Origin of the sequence: Corynebacterium nuruki S6-4, assembly GCF_007970465.1 — a bacterium.
Classification (GTDB): Bacteria; Actinomycetota; Actinomycetes; order Mycobacteriales; family Mycobacteriaceae; genus Corynebacterium; species Corynebacterium nuruki.
The window spans coordinates 1254805-1277689 of sequence record NZ_CP042429.1 but is presented as its reverse complement, the minus strand read 5'-3'; the positions used below and the strand labels follow the sequence as shown (position 1 = coordinate 1277689).

General features: G+C 69.3%; 16 protein-coding genes and 2 pseudogenes. 7 read left to right on the top strand and 11 right to left on the bottom strand.

The window, feature by feature from the left end:
• The first annotated feature begins 216 nt into the window (after positions 1–216).
• Positions 217–1569 (top strand): MFS transporter, encoded by a 1353-nt coding sequence (locus FSW06_RS05660; protein WP_010121809.1) that lies wholly within the window; start codon positions 217–219, stop codon positions 1567–1569.
• Between the two features lie 300 nt (positions 1570–1869).
• On the opposite strand, the gene pcaD is transcribed toward FSW06_RS05660, so the two are convergent.
• From pcaD to FSW06_RS05645, 3 genes are read right to left on the bottom strand one after another with little or no spacing between them, the layout of a single operon-like run.
• Positions 1870–2658, bottom strand: a complete 789-nt coding sequence (gene pcaD, locus FSW06_RS05655; RefSeq protein WP_010121808.1) for a 3-oxoadipate enol-lactonase — start codon at positions 2656–2658, stop codon at positions 1870–1872.
• Between the two features lie 13 nt (positions 2659–2671).
• On the bottom strand, positions 2672–3922 hold the full coding sequence (locus tag FSW06_RS05650) for an acetyl-CoA C-acetyltransferase (RefSeq protein WP_010121807.1): 1251 nt from the start codon (positions 3920–3922) through the stop codon (positions 2672–2674).
• Between the two features lie 39 nt (positions 3923–3961).
• Positions 3962–4738 (bottom strand): IclR family transcriptional regulator domain-containing protein, encoded by a 777-nt coding sequence (locus FSW06_RS05645; RefSeq protein ID WP_010121806.1) that lies wholly within the window; start codon positions 4736–4738, stop codon positions 3962–3964.
• Positions 4739–4824: 86 nt separating this feature from the next.
• On the opposite strand from FSW06_RS05645, the gene FSW06_RS05640 reads away from it, so the two are divergent.
• Together FSW06_RS05640 and FSW06_RS05635 are read left to right on the top strand one after the other, a co-directional pair.
• Positions 4825–5601 (top strand): CoA transferase subunit A, encoded by a 777-nt coding sequence (locus tag FSW06_RS05640; RefSeq protein WP_050802023.1) that lies wholly within the window; start codon positions 4825–4827, stop codon positions 5599–5601.
• A complete protein-coding gene (locus FSW06_RS05635) occupies positions 5598–6245 on the top strand; it encodes a 3-oxoacid CoA-transferase subunit B (RefSeq protein ID WP_010121803.1) in 648 nt (215 codons plus the stop codon). Before FSW06_RS05640 ends, FSW06_RS05635 begins: the two co-directional genes overlap by 4 nt.
• Positions 6246–6646: 401 nt before the next feature.
• Here the strand turns inward: FSW06_RS05635 and FSW06_RS14725 are convergent.
• Positions 6647–7063 (bottom strand): annotated as a pseudogene (locus FSW06_RS14725) (bifunctional riboflavin kinase/FAD synthetase); the annotation flags it as partial.
• A 464-nt stretch (positions 7064–7527) separates the two neighbouring features.
• Here FSW06_RS14725 and FSW06_RS05625 point away from each other — a divergent pair.
• The 3 genes from FSW06_RS05625 (at position 7528) to FSW06_RS05615 (ending at position 12522) form a co-directional block, all read left to right on the top strand.
• Positions 7528–8100, top strand: coding sequence for a flavin reductase family protein (locus tag FSW06_RS05625; protein ID WP_010121800.1), 573 nt, complete (start codon positions 7528–7530; stop codon positions 8098–8100).
• A 122-nt stretch (positions 8101–8222) separates the two neighbouring features.
• Positions 8223–9746, top strand: coding sequence for a 4-hydroxyphenylacetate 3-hydroxylase family protein (locus tag FSW06_RS05620; RefSeq protein ID WP_083827103.1), 1524 nt, complete (start codon positions 8223–8225; stop codon positions 9744–9746).
• A gap of 103 nt (positions 9747–9849) precedes the next feature.
• Positions 9850–12522, top strand: a complete 2673-nt coding sequence (locus FSW06_RS05615) for a helix-turn-helix transcriptional regulator (protein WP_010121797.1) — start codon at positions 9850–9852, stop codon at positions 12520–12522.
• A 4-nt stretch (positions 12523–12526) separates the two neighbouring features.
• Here FSW06_RS05615 and FSW06_RS05610 read toward each other — a convergent pair whose 3' ends face one another.
• From FSW06_RS05610 to benA, 7 genes and pseudogenes are all read right to left on the bottom strand, one after another.
• Positions 12527–13789, bottom strand: a complete 1263-nt coding sequence (locus FSW06_RS05610; protein WP_010121795.1) for a benzoate/H(+) symporter BenE family transporter — start codon at positions 13787–13789, stop codon at positions 12527–12529.
• Between the two features lie 306 nt (positions 13790–14095).
• A complete protein-coding gene (locus tag FSW06_RS05605) occupies positions 14096–14884 on the bottom strand; it encodes an IclR family transcriptional regulator domain-containing protein (protein ID WP_010121794.1) in 789 nt (262 codons plus the stop codon).
• Positions 14885–15013: 129 nt separating this feature from the next.
• A complete protein-coding gene (locus FSW06_RS05600) occupies positions 15014–17659 on the bottom strand; it encodes a helix-turn-helix transcriptional regulator (RefSeq protein WP_010121793.1) in 2646 nt (881 codons plus the stop codon).
• A gap of 31 nt (positions 17660–17690) precedes the next feature.
• Positions 17691–18521, bottom strand: a complete 831-nt coding sequence (locus tag FSW06_RS05595; RefSeq protein WP_010121791.1) for a 1,6-dihydroxycyclohexa-2,4-diene-1-carboxylate dehydrogenase — start codon at positions 18519–18521, stop codon at positions 17691–17693.
• A gap of 5 nt (positions 18522–18526) precedes the next feature.
• A pseudogene (benC, locus tag FSW06_RS05590) lies at positions 18527–19558 on the bottom strand (benzoate 1,2-dioxygenase electron transfer component BenC); the annotation flags it as partial.
• Between the two features lie 11 nt (positions 19559–19569).
• Positions 19570–20076, bottom strand: coding sequence for a benzoate 1,2-dioxygenase small subunit (gene benB / locus FSW06_RS05585; protein WP_010121788.1), 507 nt, complete (start codon positions 20074–20076; stop codon positions 19570–19572).
• Between the two features lie 43 nt (positions 20077–20119).
• Positions 20120–21622: a benzoate 1,2-dioxygenase large subunit gene (benA, locus tag FSW06_RS05580; protein ID WP_029449990.1), complete on the bottom strand. Its 1503-nt coding sequence runs from the start codon at positions 21620–21622 to the stop codon at positions 20120–20122.
• Between the two features lie 369 nt (positions 21623–21991).
• On the opposite strand from benA, the gene catA reads away from it, so the two are divergent.
• Positions 21992–22855: a catechol 1,2-dioxygenase gene (catA, locus tag FSW06_RS05575; RefSeq protein WP_010121786.1), complete on the top strand. Its 864-nt coding sequence runs from the start codon at positions 21992–21994 to the stop codon at positions 22853–22855.
• Positions 22856–22885: the final 30 nt, after the last annotated feature.

Here is a 22885-nt window from a genome sequence, read left to right as displayed (position 1 = left end):
CCGTTACCCCTGTCCCGTACCCCTGTCGCCGGTCAGCGGTGAGGTCTGTCACACAAAAGCACTGGTAGACCGCGCTGTTCACCCAGGGAACGTTCGTATTGCGAACGGTTATTCAGTATGCGAACGCGCCCATAAGCTTCGAGTTGCACATCACAGTCCGCCGTCGTCCTGTGACACATCACCAGGGACGCCGCGAGAGAAGGAAGGGGCAGAACCATGACCCAGACCGTCGAATGGTCCGGAGGGCGGGAACCCGCCACCGCACAGCCGGGAGGAGCGCGCCCCGGCGGCCGGCGCCACAGCACACTGCGCGTCGTCGTCCTGTGCTGGATCGCCGTGCTGCTGGACGGTTTCGACCTGGTCGTCCTCGGCGCCTCGATCCCGTCGATGCTCGATGACGACAGCTGGTCGTTGACCGGTGGGCAGGCCACCATGATCTCGACCATCGGCCTGGTCGGGATGACGATCGGCGCCGTGGCGATCGGCGCGATGACCGACCGTCTGGGCCGCCGCCGCGTGCTGGTCTTCTCGGTGCTCGGCTTCTCGGTGTTCACCCTCGGCCTCGGCCTCCCGGTGAGCGTGCCGGTGTTTGCCCTGCTCCGCTTCCTCGGCGGTGTCGCCCTGGGTGGCGCCCTGCCGACCGCCATCTCGCTGGTCACCGAGTTCCGGCCGGCCGGCAAGGCCGGGTCCGCCTCGACCACGGTGATGACTGGCTACCACGTCGGCGCCGTGCTCACCGCACTGCTGGCCATGTTCCTCATCGACGCCGCCGGCTGGCACTGGATGTTCGTCGCCGGCGCGGTCCCGGGTCTGGTGCTCGGTGCGGTGCTCTGGCTGTTCCTGCCGGAATCCCCGCAGTACCTGCGGGCCGCCGGGCGGCCCGACGAGGCCGCCGACGTCGCGGCGTCCTACGGGCTGTCGCTGACGGAGCCGGTCGAGGACGCTGCCGGGGCCGCCGCCGAGGTCGCCAACCCGGTCCGGACCCTGCTCGGCCCCACCTACCGCCGGAACACCCTGGCGATCTGGGGGACGTCCTTCATGGGCCTGCTGCTCGTCTACGGGCTGAACACCTGGCTGCCGGAGATCATGCGGCAGGCGGACTACGACCTGGGCAGCTCGCTGAGCTTCCTGCTCGTCGCCAACATCGGCGCGGTCGTCGGCCTCGTCATCGCCGGGCAGCTCTCCGACCGGTGGTCGCCGCGCCGGACCTCCCTGCTGTGGTTCGCGGCCTCCGCGGTCTTCCTCGCGCTGCTCGCGATCCGGATGCCGCTGCTGGCGATCTACGCCGCCATCTTCCTCACCGGCGTCTTCGTCTTCAGCTCCCAGGTGCTCGTCTACGCCTTCACCGGGGAGAACCACCCGTCGTCGGTCCGTGCGACCGCCATGGGCTTCTCCGCCGGCGTCGGACGCCTCGGCGCGATCTTCGGCCCGATCATGGGCGGCATGCTCGCCTCGGCCGGACTGGCCTACCCCTGGGGCTTCTTCGCCTTCGCGGCGGTCGGCGCGATCGGCGCGGTGATCTTCGCCTTCAGCCGGACGTTGGCCCCGCACCAGCGGGACGCCGCCTAGCCGTCCCTCCCGTGGGCGCGCCTGCCTCCGATGGCCGCGGAACGAACCGACAGGTTGTTTTTCTTGTCCTCAAACCGCACCTGGGTTCGTGAAACAGGCACCATCAGGAACCGACCGGGCGCGGGCAGATGATCGCGCTGATGATCGGAGGGTCGGGCTGAGACTCAGGCTGGGGCCCAATCCGAGAATCGGCCTCGGCGGGGATCTGCCGGCCGGTCGTCTCCTGTGGTCGGGTTCACGAGCCGGCCGGAGACACGAAAACAGACCTGCGGATTCGTTCCGCAGGCCCCGGGAAGACCCTCAACCGACGGTGATACCCACCTGGTCCGCCAGCAGGCGGGTCACCTCGTCCGGCCGCTCGATGGTCGGCACATGGGCGCCCGGGTCGAGCACGACGGCCCGGGCGCCCGGCACGGCGTCCGCGATCGACTGCAGGACATCCGGGGGAGTGGAGGGGTCGGTCGAGCCCGCGATGGTGAGGGTCGGGGCCTGGATCTGTCCGAGCGAACCGGCGAAGTCCCACTGTGCGAGCGCTTCGCAGCACACCGCGTAGCCCTCGTCGGAGATGCCCCGGACCATGGCGGCGAAGAAGCCGGCACTGGCCGGGTGCTCCTCCCGCCAGCCGGCGGAGAACCACTTCTCCACGGTGCCGTCGGCGACGGCGTCCGTGCCGCGGTCACGCACGAGGGCGGCCCGGTCGGTCCAGCCGGCCGGCTCCCCGAACTTCGGGGCGGTGCACAGCAGGGTCAGGGTGAGGACGCGGTCCCGGGTGTCCGCCCCGGCGGCGAGGTACTGGGCGACCGCGCCACCCAGCGACAGACCCGCCAGGTGGAAGGTGTCCACGCCGAGCGCGTCGACGGTGTCGAGGAGATCCTGGGCGAGGTCCGCGACAGTGGCGGACCCCGCCGGCAGCGGGGACCCGCCGTGACCGCGGTGGTCGACGGCGATCACCCGTGCCGAGCGGGACAGGGCGTCCAGCTGGGGCAGCCACATGTCGGTGGTCGAGCCGATGGACCCGGTGAGGACGATGACCGGGGCATCGGCCCGGCCGTCACGCGGGCCGACGGAAACGTGGTGGAGGACAGTCATGGTGGGGCTCCTTTCAGGGGCGGTCGATGACGGCGGCCAGGCCCTGGCCGCCGCCGATGCACATGGTGGCCAGGCCGAGGGACGCCTCGGCGCGAGCCATGGCGTGGCAGAGGGTGACGACCATGCGGGCACCGGTGGCACCCACCGGGTGGCCGAGCGAGATGCCGGAACCCCACTGGTTGAGCCGCGGGTCGGCGGGGTCGACACCCCACTCGGTGAGGACGGCGAGGACCTGGGCGGCGAAGGCCTCGTTGAGTTCGATGAGGTCGAGGTCGTCGAGGGTGAGACCGAGCCGGTCGAGCACCTTCGCGGTGGCGGGCACCGGACCGGTGCCCATCGTCTCCGGCGGCACGCCGGCCACCGCCCAGCCGCGCAGCCGGGCCGCCGGCTCCAGGCCGAGTTCGGCGGCCTTCTTCCGGGTGGTGACGATGACGGCGGCGGCACCGTCGTTCTGGCCCGAGGCGTTGCCGGCGGTGACCGTGGCCGCGTCGTCGGTGCGGCCCATGACGGTGCGCAGTCCCGCGAGCTTCTCCGCGGTGGTGCCCGGGCGCGGGTGCTCGTCGGCGGTCACGGTGACCGCCGGATCCTTGCGCCGACGGCCGGGGACGGTCACCGGGACGATCTCGGCGTCGAAGTCACCGCGCTCCTGGGCGGCGACGGCGCGCTGCTGGGACGTCGCGGCGAGGGCGTCCTGCGCCTCGCGGGTGAGCCCGTACTCGCGGCGCAGGTTCTCGGCGGTCTCGATCATGCCGCCGGGGATCGGGTGGTTCTTCCCGCCGGCGGTCTCGCGGCCCTGGGCGAGCCGGTCGTGGAGGACCAGGTCGCCGCCCTTGACACCCCAGCGCACCGCGCCGTCGACGGTGTACTCGGTGGTGCTCATCGACTCGGCGCCACCGGCGATGATGAGGTCGGCGGCACCGCTGCCGACGTGTGCGGCGGCGGTGGCGATGGCCTGCAGGCCGGAGCCGCACCGGCGGTCGAGCTGCATGCCGGGGACGGAGTCGCCGAGGCCGCAGTCCAGGGCGACGACGCGGCCGAGGGCGGGCGCGGCGCCGGCCGGGGAGGCCTGGCCGAGGATGAGGTCGTCGACGTCGTCGGCGGTCAGGCCGGCGTCGGCGACGACGGCGGCGACGACGGTGCTGGCGAGGTCCTGCACCGGGACGCCGGCGAAGGCTCCGCCGTAGGCACCGACCGGGGTGCGGCGCGGGGTGCACAGGACGATGTCGGTGTCCGCGGCGGCGGGCAGGGCTGCTGAGGTGGTCATGGTGGGTCCTCTCGGGTGGGTTACGGGTGCGTCAGGGCGTCAGGGCAGGGTGAGTGCCAGGTCGGTGGAGATCTGGTCGGCGGTCCGGATGACCGCGGGGAGGAACTGGCTGTGGAGTTCGGCCGTGTCGTGGACCGCGGTCTGGGTCGAGATGTTGATCGCGGCGACGACCGTCCCGTCGACCTTGCGGACCGGTGCGGCCACCGACCGCAGTCCGGGTTCGAGTTCCTGGTCGACGATGCACCAGCCCTGTTCCCGGACCTTGTCCAGCCGGCTGCGGATCTCGGTCTCGCTGGCGGTGCCCTCCGGGGCGATCTTGCGGAGGTCGGTGCGCTCGAAGTAGTCGGCGAGTTCGGCGGGGGAGAGGCTGGCGAGCAGGACGCGGCCCATGGAGGTGGCGTAGGCGGGGAACCGGGTGCCGAGGGTGATGTCGACGTGCATGATGCGCCGGACCGGGACGCGGCAGACGTAGACGATGTCGGGGCCGTCGAGCACCGACATGGAGCTCGATTCGTGGACCGACCGGGACAGTTCCTCGAGCCGGGGCTGGGCCAGCGAGGTCAGCGGCTGGGACGACAGGTAGCTGAAGCCGAGTTCCAGGACGCGCGGGGTGAGCCAGAATTCGCGGCCGTCGGTGCCGGCGTAGCCGATGGAGACGAGGGTGTGGAGGAACCGGCGGGCGGTGGCCCGGGCGAGGCCGGACGCGGTGGCGACCTCCGCCAGGGTCTGGCGTTGTCGTTCCGGCGAGAAGGTGCGGAGGACGTCCAGGCCCCTGATGAAGGACTGGACGGCTCCGGTTTCTGACGGTTGGGCCATGGCTCGATCCTCACTGTGTCTCCGCCACCGTTGTTCGCTGAATGAACAACTGTGCGTTTCGTGAACTTCAGTGTACAGTCCGCACCATGCTTGACAAAACGATCGGAACAGCAGATGACGCGGTGTCGGACATCGCGGACGGGGCATCCCTGTCCGTCGGTGGCTTCGGGCTCGTCGGCATCCCCTCGGTCCTCATCGAGGCGGTGCGCCGGCAGGCCCCGAAGGATCTCACGGTGATCTCCAACAACTGCGGGACCGACGGCTTCGGCCTCGGCACGCTCCTGGAGGACCACCTGATCTCCCGGACCATCGGGTCCTACATCGGGTCCAACCGGATCTACGCCGCCCAGTACCTGGCCGGCGAGATCTCGGTCGAGTTCACCCCGCAGGGGACACTCGCGGAACGGATGCGGGCCGGCGGCGCCGGAATCCCCGCCTTCTACACCCGCGCCGGGGTCGGGACTGAGCTCCAGACCGGTGGCCTGCCGGTGCGCTACGGCGCCGACGGGCAGCCGCTGGAGATGTCGCCGGCGAAAGAGAGCAGGACCTTCGACGGCGACGAGTACATCCTCGAGACCGCCCTGCGGTCAGACTTCGGCCTCGTCCACGCCCACATCGCCGACCGGCAGGGCAACCTGTACTTCCGGGAGACCGCCCGCAACTTCAACCCGGAGGCCGCGCAGTGCGCCGAGGTCTCCATCGCCCAGGTCGAGTACCTCGTCGACGAACTCGACCCCGAACACGTCCACCTCCCCGGCATCTACGTCGACCGGGTGGTCGTCGTCGGACCGCAGGAGACCGGCATCGAGAACCGGACCACCCGGACCGTCACCGCAACGACCACGGAGGAGACCCGGTCATGACATGGAACCGTAACCAGATGGCGGCCCGCGTCGCCGCCGAGCTGTCCTCCGGCCAGTACGTGAACCTCGGCATCGGTATGCCGACCCTCGTTCCCGGCTACGTGCCGGAGGGCGTCGACGTGGTGCTGCACTCGGAGAACGGCGTCCTGGGGGTCGGCCCGTACCCGACCGAGGACGAGGTCGACCCGGAACTCATCAACGCCGGCAAGGAGACGATCACCGTCGGCCCGGGCGCGAGCTTCTTCAGCTCGTCGGAGTCCTTCGGCATGATCCGGTCGAAGTCCATCGACGTCGCCGTGCTTGGCGCGATGGAGATCTCGCAGTACGGTGACCTCGCCAACTGGATGGTGCCCGGCAAGATGGTCCGCGGGATGGGCGGGGCGATGGACCTGGTCCACGGCGCGCGCCGCATCGTCGTCATGACCGACCACCTCACCAAGAAGGGCGCCCCGAAGATCGTCGCGGAGTGCTCGCTGCCGCTCACCGGCGCGAAGTGCGTGGACCTCATCGTGTCCTCCCACGGTGTGTTCGAGGTCGACAAGGAGAAGGGTCTGACCCTGGTGGAGTGCGCCGAGGGTGTCTCCGTCGACGACCTGCGGGAGCTGACCGGCGCGCCGTTCGAGGTCCGGCTCACCGACCACTGAGGCTGACGGCCACGGTGCGGCCGGAGAGGTCGTCGCCCCCCGGGGAGGACGACGTCGACCTGCCGGGGGCGGTCGCCGTCGGACGCCGCCGGGGTGATCCGGACCTGCACCGGACGGGCGTGCGTCCCGGCCGGGTCGGACGCCGCCGACCGGAGCAGCCCCGGATAGTCACCGGCCGGCGGCAGCGCCTGGTGCGCCGGCACCGACAGGATGGTGCCGTCGTGGACCGCCCCCTGGATCTCGAAGGGGTGGCCGAGCGCCCGTTCCGCGGCGCGGAGGTCGCCGGCGGCGATCCGGCCGCGGATCCAGGTGGAGCAGACGGTGTGGGGGATCCCGTCCAGCTCGTCGCCGAGCAGGCCGTGGACGGTGACGTCGACCCCGTGCCGGTCGCCGAGCTCCTGCATGGTCCGGCAGGTGCCGGCGGCACGGTGGCCGAAGAAGAAGTTCTCGCCGATGGTCACCGCGCGGGCGTGCAGGAGATCGACGAGGATCCGCCGGAAGTAGTCCGCCGGGCTCCACGCCGCGACATCGTGGTCGAAGTCGATGACGAGCATCGCGTCGATGCCGTACCGGGCCGCGGTCGCCGCCCGCTGGTCGAGGGTGCCGAGCATGGCGGGGGCCGCCCCGGGCCGGAAGAGTGCGACGGGGTGGGGTGCGAAGGTGACCATGACCGCCGGCACGCCGTGCTCCCGGGCCCTGCGCACCGTGGTGGCGATGAGCTGCTGGTGGCCCCGGTGGACGCCGTCGAAGACGCCGACGGTCACCGAGGCTCCGGTGAGATTCCCGGGGACGCTGTCTGTTCCGTTCCAGATCTCCATGACCGCCGACATTACGATGCCGGCACATTCCTGTCTATTGAGACGGGAAATGGCGGCAGAATTCCAGGCTGTTTCTGCACCGGGTGTCCCGACGTATCCCGGAGTGGGGAAACGGTTATTCCGGCGCAGCTCGGACACGGTTCCGGGGATCGGCACGGGCGGTACCGGAACAGTCCCGGGACGGGCCTCATACCCCCTAGGGGACACCTAGGGTTGCACTGGGGAAAGCACTTCGTCTATTGAAATCTGCAGCACGCCACAGTGCTGTGACCTGCACAGAATGTGATGGCGGGTTTCGGCGGCCGAAATTATGTGAATTCGTCAGAAAGATACCCGTTGACGTTCCCGGTGACGGGCATCACAGTAGGAAAAGTCACGTCAATCGATCACGACGATCATTGACGACGACACAACTGCAATGAATCCGTAGGAACCGAACGGACAGAAAGGAGGTCGATGATTCCATGACCGAGGAAAACTCTGAGGTGACGACTGTGGATCCCCGGGAACTCCGGAATGCCTTCGGCACCTTCGCCACCGGAGTGACCGTGGTGACCGTGCGGACACCGGAGGGCATCCCGCACGGTGCCACCGTCAACGCCTTCACCGCCGTCTCCCTCGACCCGCCGCTGGCCCAGGTCACCCTCATCCGGGGCAACCGGGCCTCGCAGTACCTGGAGGGCGAACCCTTCGCCATCAACATCATGGCCGCCGACCAGCTCGACGTCTGCCTGAACTTCGCGGGCAAACCCATGAAGGACGAGCCCGCGTGGCGGTCCGACGACGGCGTCCCCGTGCTGTGCGGGAATGCCGCGACGATCGAATGCCGCCCCTGGCGGACCTACGACGGCGGCGACCACCTCATCGTGATCGGCGAAGTCACCGACGTGACCCTCACCGAGAAGCCGCCGCTGCTGTTCTCCCGGGGCAAGTTCCGGGAGGTCGGACCGTTCTGTGAGGGCGTGCCGTGGGGAGGCTCCGCCGACGCTCTGGCCTGCGGCTGGTTCGAGGGCGTCCCCGAGCTCCAGCCCCTGTGACCACCTGTAACCACCTGTAACCACCATCCACACCACCCCGTACGACGACTGTAGGAGTTTCTGTGCCTGTAAAGGAATACGTGAGCAAGACCGAGGAGCTCACGAAGCCCGCCAACCCGACGATGCCCATGACCGGCGACGAGTACATCGAGTCGCTGCGTGACGGCCGGGAGATCTATCTCCACGGCGAGCGGGTCGACGACGTGACGACCCACCCCGCGTTCCGCAACTCGGTGCGCATGGTGGCCCGGATGTACGACGGGATGCACGACCCGGCGTACGCCGACAAGCTGCTCACCGACACGGACACCGGTAACGGCGGCAAGACCCACGCCTTCTTCAAAGCGCCGAGGTCCATCGACGACCTGCGCGAGTCCCGCAGCGCGATCGAGACGTGGGCCCGCATGAGCTACGGCTGGTTCGGCCGCTCCCCGGACTACAAGGCCTCCTTCCTCGCGACCCTCGGGTCGATGCCGGAGTTCTACTCCCCGTACCAGGAGAACGCCCGGCGCTGGTACAAGGAGTCCCAGGAGCGCGTCCTGTACTGGAACCACGCGATCATCAACCCCCCGGTCGACCGGCACCTCCTGCCGGACCAGGTCAAGGACGTCTTCATGAAGGTGGAGAAGGAGACCGACGCCGGGCTGATCGTCTCGGGCGCGAAGGTCGTCGCCACCGGCTCCGCGATCACCAACTACAACTTCATCTCCCACTACGGACTGCCGATCAAGAAGTCCGAGTACGCGATCATCTGCACCGTCCCCATGGACCAGCCGGGTGTGAAGCTCATCTCCCGGGCGTCCTACGCCCAGAACGCGGCGGCGACCGGGACCCCGTTCGACTACCCGCTGTCGTCCCGGATGGACGAGAACGACGCGATCTTCATCTTCGACAAGGTCCTCGTCCCCTGGGAGAACGTCTTCGCCTACGGCGACCCGGACCAGATCAACGGCTTCATGCCGAAGACCGGGTTCATCCAGCGGTTCACCTTCCAGGGCTGCATACGCCTGGCGGTGAAACTCGACTTCATCGCCGGCCTGCTGCTCAAGGCGCTGGAGATCGCCGGAACCCAGGACTTCCGCGGCGTCCAGGCCCGCGCCGGTGAGGTGATCGGCTGGCGCAACCTGTTCTGGGGCATCGCGGACGCCATGATGCTGAACCCGGACAAGGGACCCAACGGCACGCTGCTGCCGAACATGGACTACGGCCTGGCCTACCGGATGTTCATGGCACAGGGCTACCCGCGGGTCAAGGAGATCATCGAGCAGGACGTCGCGGCCGGTCTGATCTACCTGCCGTCCGGTGCACTCGACTTCAAGAACGCGGAGATCCGCCCGTACCTCGACAAGTACGTCCGCGGCTCGAACGGTATCGAGGCCGTCGACCGGGTGAAGCTGATGAAGCTGCTCTGGGACTCCATCGGCAGCGAGTTCGGCGGCCGGCACGAGCTCTACGAGCGCAACTACTCCGGCAACCACGAGAACGTCCGGATCGAGCTCCTCATGAACGCCAAGGAGAACGGTACGGTCGCCTCGATGAACGGTATGGTCGAGGACTGCATGGCCGAGTACAACCTCGACGGCTGGACGGTACCGGACCTGTTCAACGGTGACGACGTGAACATCTACCTGAAGAACGGACGGTAACGGCCCGACGACCCGGTCCGGCACCCGCGCACGGCGCAGGTGCCGGACCGTTGTCACGGCACAAGGGGACCACGGGACCACAGGCGCGCCGGGAGGCACACACATGACATTGACTGACCGGGGACTGTTCGCCGGACCCCGCCGGGCCCTGTGGGGGATCCCGGAGCTCGTCGGATCTCTCCCGACCCCGGGCGGCACGGTGGTCCTGGTGACCGGCCCCGCCGGCTCGGGGAAGACGACGGTGGCCCGGGAGATCGCCGCCGCGTTGCCGGGGTGGACCACGGTCCGGGTCCGGGCGCTGCCCTGGGAGTCCGGGGATGAGGGCCGCCTGCTCGACTGCGTCCGCGACCACCTCGGACACGGTGCGGACCTGGGACGCCGCATCGACACGAAGGACGGGTCCACCCTCCTCATCGTCGACGACGCGCACTGGGCGGACGCCGCCTCGTTGCGTGACCTGACCTCACTGGTGCTCCGGATGCGCCGGGGCCGGTGCGCCCTGGTCCTGACGTGCGCCGCGGAGGTGATGCCGGACCTCTCCGCGGTGCTGGCGGAGATCCGCGCGGTGGCGGATCTGACGGTCACCGTCCCGCCGCTGTCCACCGACGACATCCGCGCCGTCCTGCAGAACGAGGTGGGGGTGCAGCTCGGGGCGACCACACTGCGCCGGGTGGCGGACTGCACCGACGGCCGGCCGGGCCGGCTCCGGGAACTCGTGTCCGCGGTCCCCGCCGACCACTGGAGCGCCGTGGACCCGGTGGTTCCCGTCCCTGAACTCTGGCGGGCCCGGACACTGCAGAAACTGCGGGACCTCGACGACAACGCCCGGACGGCGGTGACCGTGACCGCGGTCCTCGGCCGGGAGGTGCCGTTCGCGGTCGTCCGGCAGGTGTGCGGCGGGTACACCGGACCGGGGCACGCGCTCGCGGCGGTGTCCGCGGCGGTGACGGCCGGCGTCCTCCGGGTGGTCGGCTCCGGCAGCCGGGAGTACGTGGACCTGGTCGACGGTGCCGACCGGCACGTGGTGGCGGGCCAGGTCTCCCCGGAGGTCGGCGCGGACATCCACCGGCGGGCGGCGCAGGTCTTCGAGGAACGCGGCGACGGGGAGGAGGCGCTGCTCCATCTCACGCTGGCCAGGTCTGCGACCGGGGAGGTCGACACCCGGGAGGTGGCGACCTACGCCGAGGACCTCGGCTACCAGGGGCTGTGGCGGGCGTCGTCACGGATGTTCCGGCTGGCGGCCACGGTGGAGCCGGACCAGGGGACGGCGGCGCGGCTCCAGCTCGCCGCCGTCGAGGCGCTGCTGGCGGCGGCGGACATCCCCGAGGCGGTCGCGCAGGCCGGTTCCCTGGACCGGGGCCGTCGGTCACCGCAGCAGGATTCGATGCTGGGGTACCTCGCGATCCACGAGGGCCGCCGCAGCGAGGCCGTCGGCCTGCTGTCCCGGGCCTCGGACGCGCTGATGTCCGGCGGGCGCGCTGTCGCCGACGGTGACATCGCCCGGCTGGCCGCCCGGCAGATCCTGCTGTGCCTGGTGGAGTGGAACATTCCCTCACTGGTGCGGTGGGCGGAACTGTCCGAACGTCGCTCCCCGTACACCTCGGGTGACCGGATCGAGTCCGCGGCGATCGCGATGGTCGGCCGCTCGGCGCTCTCGGGCCGGCCCCGCCTCGACGTCGCGGCGGCCGGGGAGGACCTCGCGCAGACGGAGAGCCGTGATGTGGCGGTCGGCTGGGTGAGCCTGATCTTCGATGATCCGCTGACCGCGTACCAGCGGCTGAGCGCCCGGTCCCATCTGGACGTCACCGAACGGACCATCCTGTGGAAGGACGCCTGGCTCGCCCGCACCACGCTCGTCCTCGGGAAGGTCGAGGAGGCGCGGCGCGCGGCGGAACTGGGTCTGGAGCGCGCCCACCGGCTCGGCATCGCCTTCCTTGAACCACTGCTGCTGTGGACGGCCGCGGAGGCGGCGGACCTGCAGGGCCGCCCGGAGCTGTGCCGGCACTATCTGTCGCAGCTGGGCGTCGGCAGCGACGCCTTCATGATCCAGCGCATCCCCGCGGAGATGGCCCGGCTGGTCATCGCCCACGGCAACGGCGACCTCGCGGGCGCGGAGCGGGCGGGGCAGGCGCTGTGCACCCTGCGGGAGGAGACCAATATCTCGCAGCCCGGCTTCTGGCTCTGGGAGGACGTCTACAGTCAGGTACTGGTCCGGCTGGGCCGGGTGGCGGAGGCCGACGGGTTCCTCGCCGAGGCCGAGGAACGCGCGGCCGAATCCGGGATCGACTCGGTACGCGCCCGGCTGCTCCTGCCGCGGGGGAACATCCTGATCCAGCAGGGGCGGACCGACGAGGGGCTCGATGCGCTGGCGGAGGCGTCCGACACGGTGGCACGGCTGGGCATGCCGTTCTACGAGGGCAGGATCGACCTCGAGTACGGGCAGCTGCTGCGCCGGCTGGGCCGGCGGCGGGACGCGGACATCCTGTTCGGGAAGGCACAGTCGATCTTCAGCGCGATGGGGGCGACGAGGATGGTGGACCTGACCGTCCGGGAGCGCCGGGCCGGCGGGGTGGGGGCCCGTCAGGGCAGTGCCGGTGAACTCAGCCCGCAGGAGCAGCAGATCGCGAAGCTGGTGGCGGCCGGGGCCACCAACCGGGAGGTGTCCGCGGAACTGTTCGTCTCCCCGAAGACGGTCGAGTACCACCTCACCCGGATCTTCCGGAAGCTGTCGATTGCCCGCCGCAGCGAGCTCGCCGACGTCCTCGGCGGGGAGTGACCGGTCAGCGCGGCGTCCGGTCGACCACGGCGCTGACGGCCATCCCGACGACGATGCCCCAGAACGGGGCGGTGACCCCGAGAATGGTGATGTCGGAGAAGGTGACCAGGAGGCAGGCCAGGGCGCCGGTGGAGAAGGTGCCGGAGAAACTGGTGAGGAAGGCGTTCTTCAGCGGGGTGAGCATCGCCAGTCCGGCGAGGACCGCGATGAAGGCGGTGGGGGTGGCGGAGACCGCGGCGACGAAGGCGGGGGAGAACAGGCCGACGAGGACCGCCGCGCCGCCGCACACCAGCGCTGCGGTGTACTGGGCCCTGCGGCGTCCGCTCGTCACCAGCAGGGCGTTGGTGGGCCCGGTCAGGCAGGTCGGGGCGGCGCCGAGGAGCCCGAACGGGATGGTGGCCAGTCCACTGGCCGTCGCCGCCGCGTTGACCGGCGGGTGATGGCCGGCCGCGGTGAGCACCGCCTCACCCTGGCCGTTCTGGACGACCACCACGGTGACGGCGAGCGGGAGGACGAGTTCGGCGAGTGCGCCGGCCGAGAACTCCGGTGCGGTGACGGTCGGGTGGGCGAGGAACCCCTCGGGCAGGGACAGGTCACCGACGGCCCCGGTGGCGAGGGCGACGAGGACGCCGACCACGGCGGTCGCGACGACCGGCGGGACGAATGCGGCGACCCGGGGGACGGCGGTGAGACCGAGGAAGACGACGATCATCACCACGCCGAGCAGCGGATCGTCGCCGGTGGCGGAGACGAGGTCGAGGCCGAACCGGAGGAACAGGCCGGCGACCATCGCCATGATGACCGGCAGCGGGATGGCGGCCATGATCCGTGCCGCCAGTCCGGACCAGCCGAGCAGGAAGACCAGGACGCCGGTGAGCAGATAGGCGCCGATCACCTCGCCGAAGGACATGTGCGTCAGAGCGTCCCCGGCGAGCACGGTGCCGGGGATGGTCCAGAAGAAGGCCAGCGGCGTGCGGTAGCGCAGGGTCATGAACACCGTGAGCAGTCCGTTGCCGAGGAACGTGGCGAACAACCAGGAGGACAGCTCGGTCTCGGAGAGGTTGCCGCGGGCGGCGGCGGTGAGGATGACCGCGACCGGGCCGGAGGCGGAGAAGATCAGGGCCACCAGACCGTTGCCGACGGTGGTGGGGGAGAGGTCGCGGGCGATGTCGGTGAGCCGCGGTGGGACGTGCCGGGAGTTCTCGACGGCGAGGCGGGGAAATCTTCGGGCGGTTCCGGTTGCGGGCCGGTTCTCTGTCGTGGTCATACATTCCTCCGTAATTGTGCGTTATGCGAACAATGTTTTGTCTCGTGAACGTCACCGTACCGAAAGAATTGGCGGAAAACCACAGAATTATCCGGTATTCCACGAATTTCCCGTATTTCACGAAGTCTCCGGTCCTGCGAATGAGGTACGCCTTATTGCGCGTGCTCAGAATTTCTTTCCGTGAATGGGTTACCCTGGGGGAATGTCAGGGTTTTCCCGGGGTGTTCAATTCGTCGGATGAAAAGCGCATGACAATATCGCCGGCCCCCTCCGGCTGATGATTCCGTATTTCCCGCGGCGCCGCGCTCAGGCGATGCTGCGGTAGGCCGCGGCGTAATCGGCGGAAATGTTCTGGGCGGTCTCGATGACCGCGGGCAGGAATGTCCGGTGGACACTGTCCAGCGGATGGATCGCGGTCTGGGTGGAGACGTTGATCGCGGCGACGGTCCGGCCCGTCGCATCCCGCACCGGGGCGGCGACCGACCGGAGACCGGGTTCGAGCTCCTGGTCGACCACGCACCAGCCCTGGTCCCGGGCCGTCCGGACGACCTTCTTCAGTTGGCCGTGCGAGGTCACCGAGTTCGGGGTGAGTCTGCGGCAGTCGACGTCGTCGAGATGGGTGTCCAGCTCGTCGGGGGTCATGCCGGCGAGGATCATCCGCCCCATGGACGTGGCGTGGGCGGGGAATCGGGTGCCGAGGGTGATGGCGACCGTCATGATGCGCCGGACGGCGATCCGGTTGACGTAGACGATGTCCGTGCCGTCGAGCACGGACAGCGAACTCGATTCGCCGACGGTGTGGGAGAGTCGTTCGAGGTGGGGCTGGGCGATCGCGGTGAGCGGTTGGGAGGACAGGTAGCTGAAACCCAGATCGAGGATCCGCGGGGTGAGCCAGTAGTCCCGCCCGTCAGTGCCCGCGTAGCCGACGGAGATGAGGGTGTGGAGGGACCGGCGGGCGGTTGCTGGGGCGAGTCCGGTCGCCTCGGCGACCTCGGTGAGCGACTGCCGGGGCCGGCTTCCGGAGAAGGACCGGATGACGTCGAGGCCGCGGGCGAAGCTCTTGACCTGGTTCTGTCCGGTTGCTGTCTGGGTCACGGTGGTGTGCCTCCGCTGTGGTGGTGGGGGGGTGTTCGCTGGTCGAACACCTGTATTTGTGGTGCGTATCACGTTACCGTATCTGCGCGGAAAACATGAAGAAATTTCACTCTACGAACTGTGCCGCCCTCACCGCCGACCGAGCGCCGCGGCGACTTCACCGCGGTTGCGGATCTCCAGCTTCCGGAAGATCCGGGTGAGGTGGTACTCGACCGTCTTCGTGGACAGGAAGAGTTCGCGGGCGACCTCCCGGTTCGTCGCGCCGGTCGCCACGACCCCGGCGATCTGCTCCTCCTGCGGCGTGAGGTCGCCGGGCCGGGTCCGGCGCGGTCCGAGCCCGCCGGCCCGCCGTTCCCGGTCGCACAGGGTGACGAAATGCCGGGCACCCATCGCCGCGAACGTCTCCGAGGCACGGCTGAAGATGTCGTCGGCCCACCGTCGCTGTCCGAGCCGGCGCAGGATCTGCCCGTACTCGTAGAGGATCCGGCCCTCGTAGGCGGGCATGCCCAGCGGGGTGATCGCCTCGACCGCCTCGTCCAGGCACCGGATCCCTTTCTCCGGCTCACCCCGGTGCAGCAGCAGGTTCCCGCGGGGGACCAGCAGCTTCGCCTGCAGCGAGGCCAGTCCGGACGCCGTCGCGGTCTCCTCGGCCCCGGTGATGACCCGGTCGGCGTCCTCGAAACGCCCGAGCCGCAGCAGGACCTGCGCGTAGACGTCCTCCCACGGCCAGAAACCCGGTTGTGAGAAGTCGGTGACGGCGCTCATCTCGACGAGTTCCTCACCGGCCCGCGCCGCCGTGACGAGTTCGCCGGAGTTGTAGGCCATCAGCATCCGGCTCATCGCCGAGGGGATGCGCTGGATGACGAAGGAATCCCGGCTCACCCCGATCCGCGCCGAATACTGCGCGGCCAGTGCCGTGTCGCCGCGCAGGTGCGCGGCCTGCACGGCGCTCCACAGCAGGATCGGCTCGATGAACCGGATGCCGTAGCGTTCGGACCGGTCGAGGCCGCGTTCCACCGCGGCGTCCGCCCCGGCGAAATCGCCGAGCAGGAACGCGGTCCGGGCGAACCAGGCGTCCTTCCACAGCGCGATCCGTTCGGAGCCCTCCTCGGTGGACCGGATGCGCAGCCGTTGCCGTGCGGACAACGGATCGTCGTGCACGAGGTTCAGCCACCCCATCGCCATGTCCCGGCGGTCCGCCTGGACCGGACTTTCCCCGGCGGGGACGCTGTCCTCGGGCAGCTCACCGGAGATCGCCGCGCGCCCGATGAGGCCGATGGCGGCGGACTCGATGCGGTCCCCGGACTTCTCCGTCGACCACCGGTCCGCCCGGCCCGCCCAGCGCACCAGCTCGGGGATGTCCCACTCGACGAGATTGAGCAGCACCTGGCGGGACGCCAGCTTCCCCGGCGCCGGGTCGGTCCTGTCCGGCCTCCGGTCCCGGTCGGCACCGAGGATCTCGTCGGCGGCACTGGTGAGCAGTCCCACCGTCTCGGTCCGGCGGCCCTCGTGGAGGGCGAGGTAGCCGAGCATCGAATCCTGGTGGGCGGAGCGCCGACCCCGGTCGAGTGAGGATGCCAGCAGGGACGCCGCCGGAATGTCGGAGGCGGAGATGAGCGCCTCGATCGCCGAGACCTGGTGCTGCCGGGACACCGACTCCCGGGGCTCGAGGGTCGCCGCGAGCTGGTACTGCCGGGCGGCGTCCCGCCACAGGCCGCGCCGGGCGAGACCGTCGGCGTGGGTGAGGAGCCCGGCGGTCCCGGGTGCGCCGGTCAGGGCGTCGGCGACGGCGGCGTGCTCGAGAGCCGCCCCCTCGTCGCCGTGGTCCCGGAAGACCTCCGCGATCCGGCGGTGCAGGCCGGCGAGCATCTGCAGTGACTGCCGGGACCGCACCACCTGCCGGTCCGCCGGGTCACAGAAGACCAGGCACGGCCACCGGCCGGACTGCTGGATCATGAGGAGCCCGGCCTCCGTCGCCTCCGAGAGTCCGTCGTCGTCGGTCAGCGGCAGGACCACCGGCAGCGGCGCCTCGTCGGTGAAGACACCGACGACATCGAGCGCGCGGCGTCCGGCCGCCGAGAGTCCGGTGGTACGCCGGTCGAAGCTGCTGCGCCAGACCGCCGGCACCGGCAGGGAGGGACTGTGCCCGGTCCAGTGTTCCGGCGGCACCGCGGACAGCAGGTCGCGGATCCGCCCCGGGCGTCCGCCGGTGGCCCGGGAGACCTGCTGCACCGTCATGAGATCCAGCCGGACGCCGGCCTCGGACTGCACGAAGCCCTGGATCTCCGGCACCGACAGCGGCGGGATGGTGACGGTGAGGTCCGCGAGACTGCGGACCGTGTCCAGGTCGTTCTCCGCCTCGTCCCGGGCACTGTCCGCGCAGGTGAGGATGAGCGCCAGGCGTCCGTAGTGCATCCGGCGGGACTGCTGGACAAGAGAGTGCAGCGATTCCCGGTCCGCCCAGTGGGCGTCATCGATGATGAGTGCGGTGGACTTGCCCGGGGTGTCCAGACCGCGGCGCAGCGCGCCGGGCGCACCGGCGACCTGGGCGACATGCTGCGCCAGCGACGAGGGCACGTCCTTCTCCCAGGCGAGGGCGGCGACCCGGACCGCGGTCCAGCCGGGCAGGGATGCCGCGAGCTCCCGGGCGGACCGGGATTTTCCGGACCCGGCCGGTCCGGAGAGGACGATGAGCAGACCGTCACCCGGGGTGAGTGCGAGGATGCGGTCCGGGACGCCCCGGAGGACGCCGGTGGTGTGCGGGAGCTGGCTCATGATGGCGTCAGGCTACCAGTGCGTCCTGCCGTCACCCCTGGTCACCACCGGCGACGGGGAGGACTGACCCGGTGATGTAGGACGCCTCCTCCGAGGCGAGGAAGCAGATCGGTGCCGCCTGCTCGTCGAGGGTGCCGTAGCGGCCCATCAGCGACGAGTCGATGGTCTGGTCCACGATGGCGCGGTACCAGCCTTCCTCGGTGACGCCCTCCGGGCCCGGACCCCGGGGCACCATGCGCTCCGGGGCGAGGGTGCCGCCCGGTGCCGCGGCGACGACGCGGACATTGTGGGGTGCACCTTCGAGGGCCAGTGCCGAGGTCAGGGCGTTGACCCCGCCCTTGGCGGCGGCGTACGGGACGCGGTTGACCCCGCGGGTCGCCACCGAGGACACGTTGACGATGGTGCCGCCGCCGTTGCCGATGAACACCGGCATCGCCGCACGGCACATCCACAGGGTGGGGAAGAGGCTGCGCCGGATCTCCTTCTCGATCTCGTCGACGCCGTACCGGTCATAGGGCTTGGCCCAGATCGTGCCGCCGACGACGTTGATGAGGATGTCGAGGCTGCGCATGCTGCCCCGGGCGGCGTCGATGACCGCCTGCGCCCCCTCGAACGTCTCGAGGTCGGCGGTCACCGACGTGACCGATCCTTCGCCGACGTCGGCGAGCGAGTCGGCGACCTCGTGGACCACTTCGGCACGGTCGACGAGTAGCACGGTGCCGTCCTCGTGCGCGATGCGGTGGGCGACGGCGTAGCCGATGCCCTGCGCGGCGCCGGTGACGATCACGCCCTGGCCGAAGAACCGTTCCGGGGTGATGTGGCGGGGGCGGTCTCCGACGTTCTGTCCGACCGGGGCGCTCATGACGCCATCTCCGGGGTCTTTGCGGCGGACGCGGCCGGGGCGAACTTCTCGAAGTAGAAGTGCAGGGGGTCGATGCCGTTGTCCGACAGGTGACTCTGCACCCCCTTCACCATCGGCGGGGGTCCGCACAGGTAGATGTCGCATTCGCCGTCGTGGTGGAATTCGGCGGGCATGTGGTCGGTGACGAAGCCGAGCCGGTCGTGGCCGGACGCCGGGTCCGAGAGCACCGTGTGGTAGTCGAAATCGGGCAGCGTGTCGCGGAAGGCATCCAGATCCTCGAGGTGGACGAGGTCGTCCGGGGTGTTCGCCCCGTAGATGAGCCGGACCGGGACATCGAGGAGTTCGTCGTCGGCGAGGGTGCGCAGGATGGCGAGGATCGGGGCGAGACCGGTGCCGCCGGCGAGCAGCAGCAGCGGGTCGAGCGGCTCGCGGAGGAAGAACGACCCCATCGGCCCGGTGAGGGTCAGTTCGTCGCCGACCTGTGCCGTGTCCTGCAGGTACGTCGACATGAGACCGCCCGGGGTGATCTTCACGAGGAAGGAGACCGTGTCGTCGGTCGGGCCGGAGGAGAACGAGTACGAGCGGGTCTCCTCGGAGCCGGGTACCCGGATGTTGACGTACTGGCCCGGCAGGAACTCCAGGTCGCCGCGGTTGTCGAGCGTGACGGTGAATCCGACGGTGCTCGGGGAGTGGCGGGTGAGCTCACTGATGTGCCCGGTCAGGGTCGCGGCGCCGGTCTTGGCCAGCTCCGAGGTCGTCGCGATCTGCAGGACGAGGTCGGTGTGGGGCTTGACCTGGCACGGCAGGCAGTAGCCGTCCGCGGCTTCCTCGGCGGTGAGGGCGTCGTCGACGTACTCACCTTCGTCGAAGTCGCCGGATTCGCAGAATGCCTTGCAGGTGCCGCAGGCGCCGTCCCGGCAGTCGAACGGGATGTTGATGCGCGCCTGGTAGGCGGCGTCCGCCACGGTCTGGTCTTCGGCGCAGTCGATGAAGCGGGTGATGCCGTCCTCGAACGCGAGGGCGAGACGATGGGACATGGGGTGCCTCCTCAGACGTGGTAGATGTCCACCACGTGGTGGATGTAGTCGTTTTTGAGGATGATCTTCTTCGCGGTGATCAGCGGGCTGTCGCCGCTGGTGTCCAGGGTGAGGAAGGTCGTCCCGAAGTAGGAGTCGGTGTGGTTGTACCGGTAGTAGAAGGTGTGCCAGTTGTACCGGAGGTCGATCTCACCGTCGCGGCGCTCCAGGATCTCCACGTCGGTGATGTTGTGGCCGGTCCGCGGCTCCGGGAGGGAGGTCGCCGACGAGCGGTCGGTGCGGATGCGGAACACCCGGTCCTCCAGGCCGGCCCGGTTGGGGTAGTAGATCAGCGAGATCTCCGACTGCGGGTCCGTGGTGAGCGTGTCGTCGACGTCCCAGGCGGGCATCCAGTAGGAGGCGTCCTTGCGGTAGCACTCCAGCCAGGTCTCGAACTCGCGGTCGTCGAGCAGGCGGGCCTCGTAGTAGAGGAAGTCCTCCACCTCGGAACGGGTGATCTCGGCGATGGCCGTGGTCATGTCTCTTCTCCTTGTTGACAGGTCGGCTGGGTAGTCAGGGTGGTCAGCCGCGGGTCCGGCGGCGTCGGGTGCGGCGTCCGCCGCCCTCACCGGCGGCGTCCTTCTGCTGCTGACGCCGGGCGGCACGCTCCCGGGCGTAGGACGCCGTTGCGGCGGCCGAGGCGGTATCGAGCCGGATGTCCATGTCGGTCTCGCCGAGCTCCTCGGCGAGCAGGGCCTTCGACATGGTCTCCTCCCAGTAGCCGTGCTGGATCGGGTAGAGACCCTCGTCCTCGGTGCGGCTGCCGGAGGAGAGCACGTGGTTGAGACCGAGCTCGCGGGCCACCTCGTTCTGGCCCTCGACCTGCTGCCGCTGGCCGCGGGTCATGTCGTTCCACGGGAAGGCGGAGGCCCGGTAGGTCTTCTGGCAGGACCGGAACTCCTCCAGGTCGTCCGGGGTCGCCATCCCGGTGGCGTTGAAGAAGTCCTCGTACTGGCGGATCCGGGCCGTCCGCGACTCGGCGGACTCCCCCTTGGGGGCGATGCAGAAGATGGTGACGGCGGTCTTGTCGACGTCGATCGGCTCCAGCCGGCGGATCTGGGTGGAGAACTGGTCCATGATGTAGACGTTCGGGTACAGGCACAGGTTGCGGGAGGCCCCGACCATGAAGTTGCCGCGCTCCTCGCCGTGCAGTTCCTTGAGCCGGTCGAGCTGGTCGAAGATCGGCCGGTCCTCGGGGTTGCCCCAGGACTGCCAGAGCATGAGGTGTCCGTGCGGGAAGGAGAAGTAGCCGCCGCCCTGGGAACCCCAGTCGCCGGCGCTCATGGCCTTCGTGTCGTTCTCGGACTCGCCCGAGTCACGCCGGGAGGTCGTCGCCGCGTAGTTCCAGTGGGTGGAGGTGACGTGGTAGCCGTCCGCACCGTTCTCCGCGGTGAGCTTCCAGTTGCCGTCGTAGGTGTAGGTCGAGGTGCCCTTGAGCACTTCGAGGCCCTCGGGGGACTGGTCGACGAGCATGTCGATCATGGCGCGGGTGTCGCCGAGGTGCTCGTCGAGGGAGACGACGTCATCGTTGAGTGAGCCGAAGATGAAGCCCCGGTAGCTCTCCAGCTTCGGGATGCGCCGCAGGTTGTGGGAACCGTCGGTGTTGAAGTTGTCGGGGTACCCGCCGAGCTGCTCGTCCTTGACCTTGAGCAGTGTGCCGTCGTTGGAGAAGGTCCAGCCGTGGAACGGGCAGGTGATGGTGGTGCGGTTGTCCACCTTCTTGCGGCAGAGCATCGCGCCGCGGTGCGAGCAGGCGTTGATCAGGCCGTTGATTGTGCCGTCCTTGCCCCGGTTGATGACGACGGGCTGCCGGCCCATGTTCATCGTGATGTAGTCGCCGGGGTTCGGGATCTGCGACTCGTGGGCGAGGAAGATCCAGTTTCCCTCGAAGATGTAGCGCATCTCCAGGTCGAAGATCTCCTGGTCGGTGAAGATCTTCCGGTTGACCCGGACCACGCCGTCGTCCGGGTGGTTCTCCAGTGCCCTGTCGAGGGTCTGTCGGATGGTGTCGACGGGAGTTGTCATGGGGTAGTTCCTCCAGATCGGGTAGTCGTCCCTGCGGTGGATTGTGCCGACGGTCACGCTGTCGGCGATGACATGAGTGTGGCCCGGAATGACCCGCATCACACTAGGGTTGTACCTAGGGTTGTCTAGGGGTGGTGTGTTCGGGTTATGAAGTGAGTGGATCTGGTGCCTCATCTGACCTGCGGACATGTTCCTCATTGGCCGCGTATCGGGGAAAACTTCATGCAGAGGTAGCCAAATACGAAGTTGACGCGGACGGTGATCCGGAACACAGTTGTGTCCATCGCAGCAACAGTTCGTGGGAGCTGGCAGCGACCATCCACACCGACGACCACCATCAGATCCCACACCGAGAAGGGAGCACCTGACATGACCCAGGCAGTAGAAGACCCCACCGCAGCCGCCTCCGGTAACGCCGCGACCGACGCCTTCAAGAAGAAGGACCGCGCCCACGCCGACACCAGCGTCGAGCGGGCGAACGCCATCTACAAGGATGTCCTCTCCTCGCTCGGCGACATCATCCACAAGCACCAGGTCACCTACGACGAGTACAACGTCCTCAAGCAGTGGATCCTGGAGCTCGGCGAGTACGGCGAGTGGCCGCTGTGGCTGGACGTCTTCCTCGAGCACGAGATCGAGGACGTCAACTACGCCCGTCACGACTACGAGGGCACCAAGGGTTCCATCGAGGGCCCCTACTACGTCCCGAACGCCCCGGAGCTGCCGGCCGTGACCGAGCTGCCGATGCGCGACAAGGACAAGGCCGCCCAGGCGCTCCACTTCAAGGGCCAGGTCACCGACCTGGAGGGCAACGGCATCGCCGGCGCCCACGTCGAGATCTGGCACGCCGACGAGGACGGCTACTACTCCCAGTACGCCCCGGGTATCCCGGAGTGGAACCTGCGCGGCACGATCATCGCGGACGATGAGGGCCGGTACGACATCAAGACGCTGCGTCCCGCCCCGTACATGATCCCCCACGACGGCCCCACCGGCTGGTTCATCGAGTCCTACGGCGGCCACCCGTGGCGTCCGGCCCACCTGCACCTGCGGGTCAGCGCCCCGGGCCGCCGTGAGATCACCACCCAGCTGTACTTCGACGGCGGCGAGTACGTCGACAACGACGTCGCCACCGCCACCAAGCCGGAGCTCATCCTGCACCCGGAGGACGCCGCCGACGGCTCCGTCGTGGTCAACTACAACTTCGCGCTGGACGAGGACCGCGGTAACTGATCCGTCAGTCCATCCCACGAGCACCTGCCC

Excerpts from the sequence above, each read along its gene's own strand:
- FSW06_RS05660 (WP_010121809.1), top strand. The coding sequence starts at position 217 with ATGACCCAGACCGTCGAATGGTCCGGAGGGCGGGAACCCGCCACCGCA.
- pcaD (WP_010121808.1), bottom strand. The coding sequence starts at position 2,658 with ATGACTGTCCTCCACCACGTTTCCGTCGGCCCGCGTGACGGCCGGGCC.
- FSW06_RS05650 (WP_010121807.1), bottom strand. The coding sequence starts at position 3,922 with ATGACCACCTCAGCAGCCCTGCCCGCCGCCGCGGACACCGACATCGTC.
- FSW06_RS05645 (WP_010121806.1), bottom strand. The coding sequence starts at position 4,738 with ATGGCCCAACCGTCAGAAACCGGAGCCGTCCAGTCCTTCATCAGGGGC.
- FSW06_RS05640 (WP_050802023.1), top strand. The coding sequence starts at position 4,825 with ATGCTTGACAAAACGATCGGAACAGCAGATGACGCGGTGTCGGACATC.
- FSW06_RS05635 (WP_010121803.1), top strand. The coding sequence starts at position 5,598 with ATGACATGGAACCGTAACCAGATGGCGGCCCGCGTCGCCGCCGAGCTG.
- FSW06_RS05625 (WP_010121800.1), top strand. The coding sequence starts at position 7,528 with ATGACCGAGGAAAACTCTGAGGTGACGACTGTGGATCCCCGGGAACTC.
- FSW06_RS05620 (WP_083827103.1), top strand. The coding sequence starts at position 8,223 with ATGCCCATGACCGGCGACGAGTACATCGAGTCGCTGCGTGACGGCCGG.
- FSW06_RS05615 (WP_010121797.1), top strand. The coding sequence starts at position 9,850 with ATGACATTGACTGACCGGGGACTGTTCGCCGGACCCCGCCGGGCCCTG.
- FSW06_RS05610 (WP_010121795.1), bottom strand. The coding sequence starts at position 13,789 with ATGACCACGACAGAGAACCGGCCCGCAACCGGAACCGCCCGAAGATTT.
- FSW06_RS05600 (WP_010121793.1), bottom strand. The coding sequence starts at position 17,659 with ATGAGCCAGCTCCCGCACACCACCGGCGTCCTCCGGGGCGTCCCGGAC.
- FSW06_RS05595 (WP_010121791.1), bottom strand. The coding sequence starts at position 18,521 with ATGAGCGCCCCGGTCGGACAGAACGTCGGAGACCGCCCCCGCCACATC.
- benB (WP_010121788.1), bottom strand. The coding sequence starts at position 20,076 with ATGACCACGGCCATCGCCGAGATCACCCGTTCCGAGGTGGAGGACTTC.
- benA (WP_029449990.1), bottom strand. The coding sequence starts at position 21,622 with ATGACAACTCCCGTCGACACCATCCGACAGACCCTCGACAGGGCACTG.
- catA (WP_010121786.1), top strand. The coding sequence starts at position 21,992 with ATGACCCAGGCAGTAGAAGACCCCACCGCAGCCGCCTCCGGTAACGCC.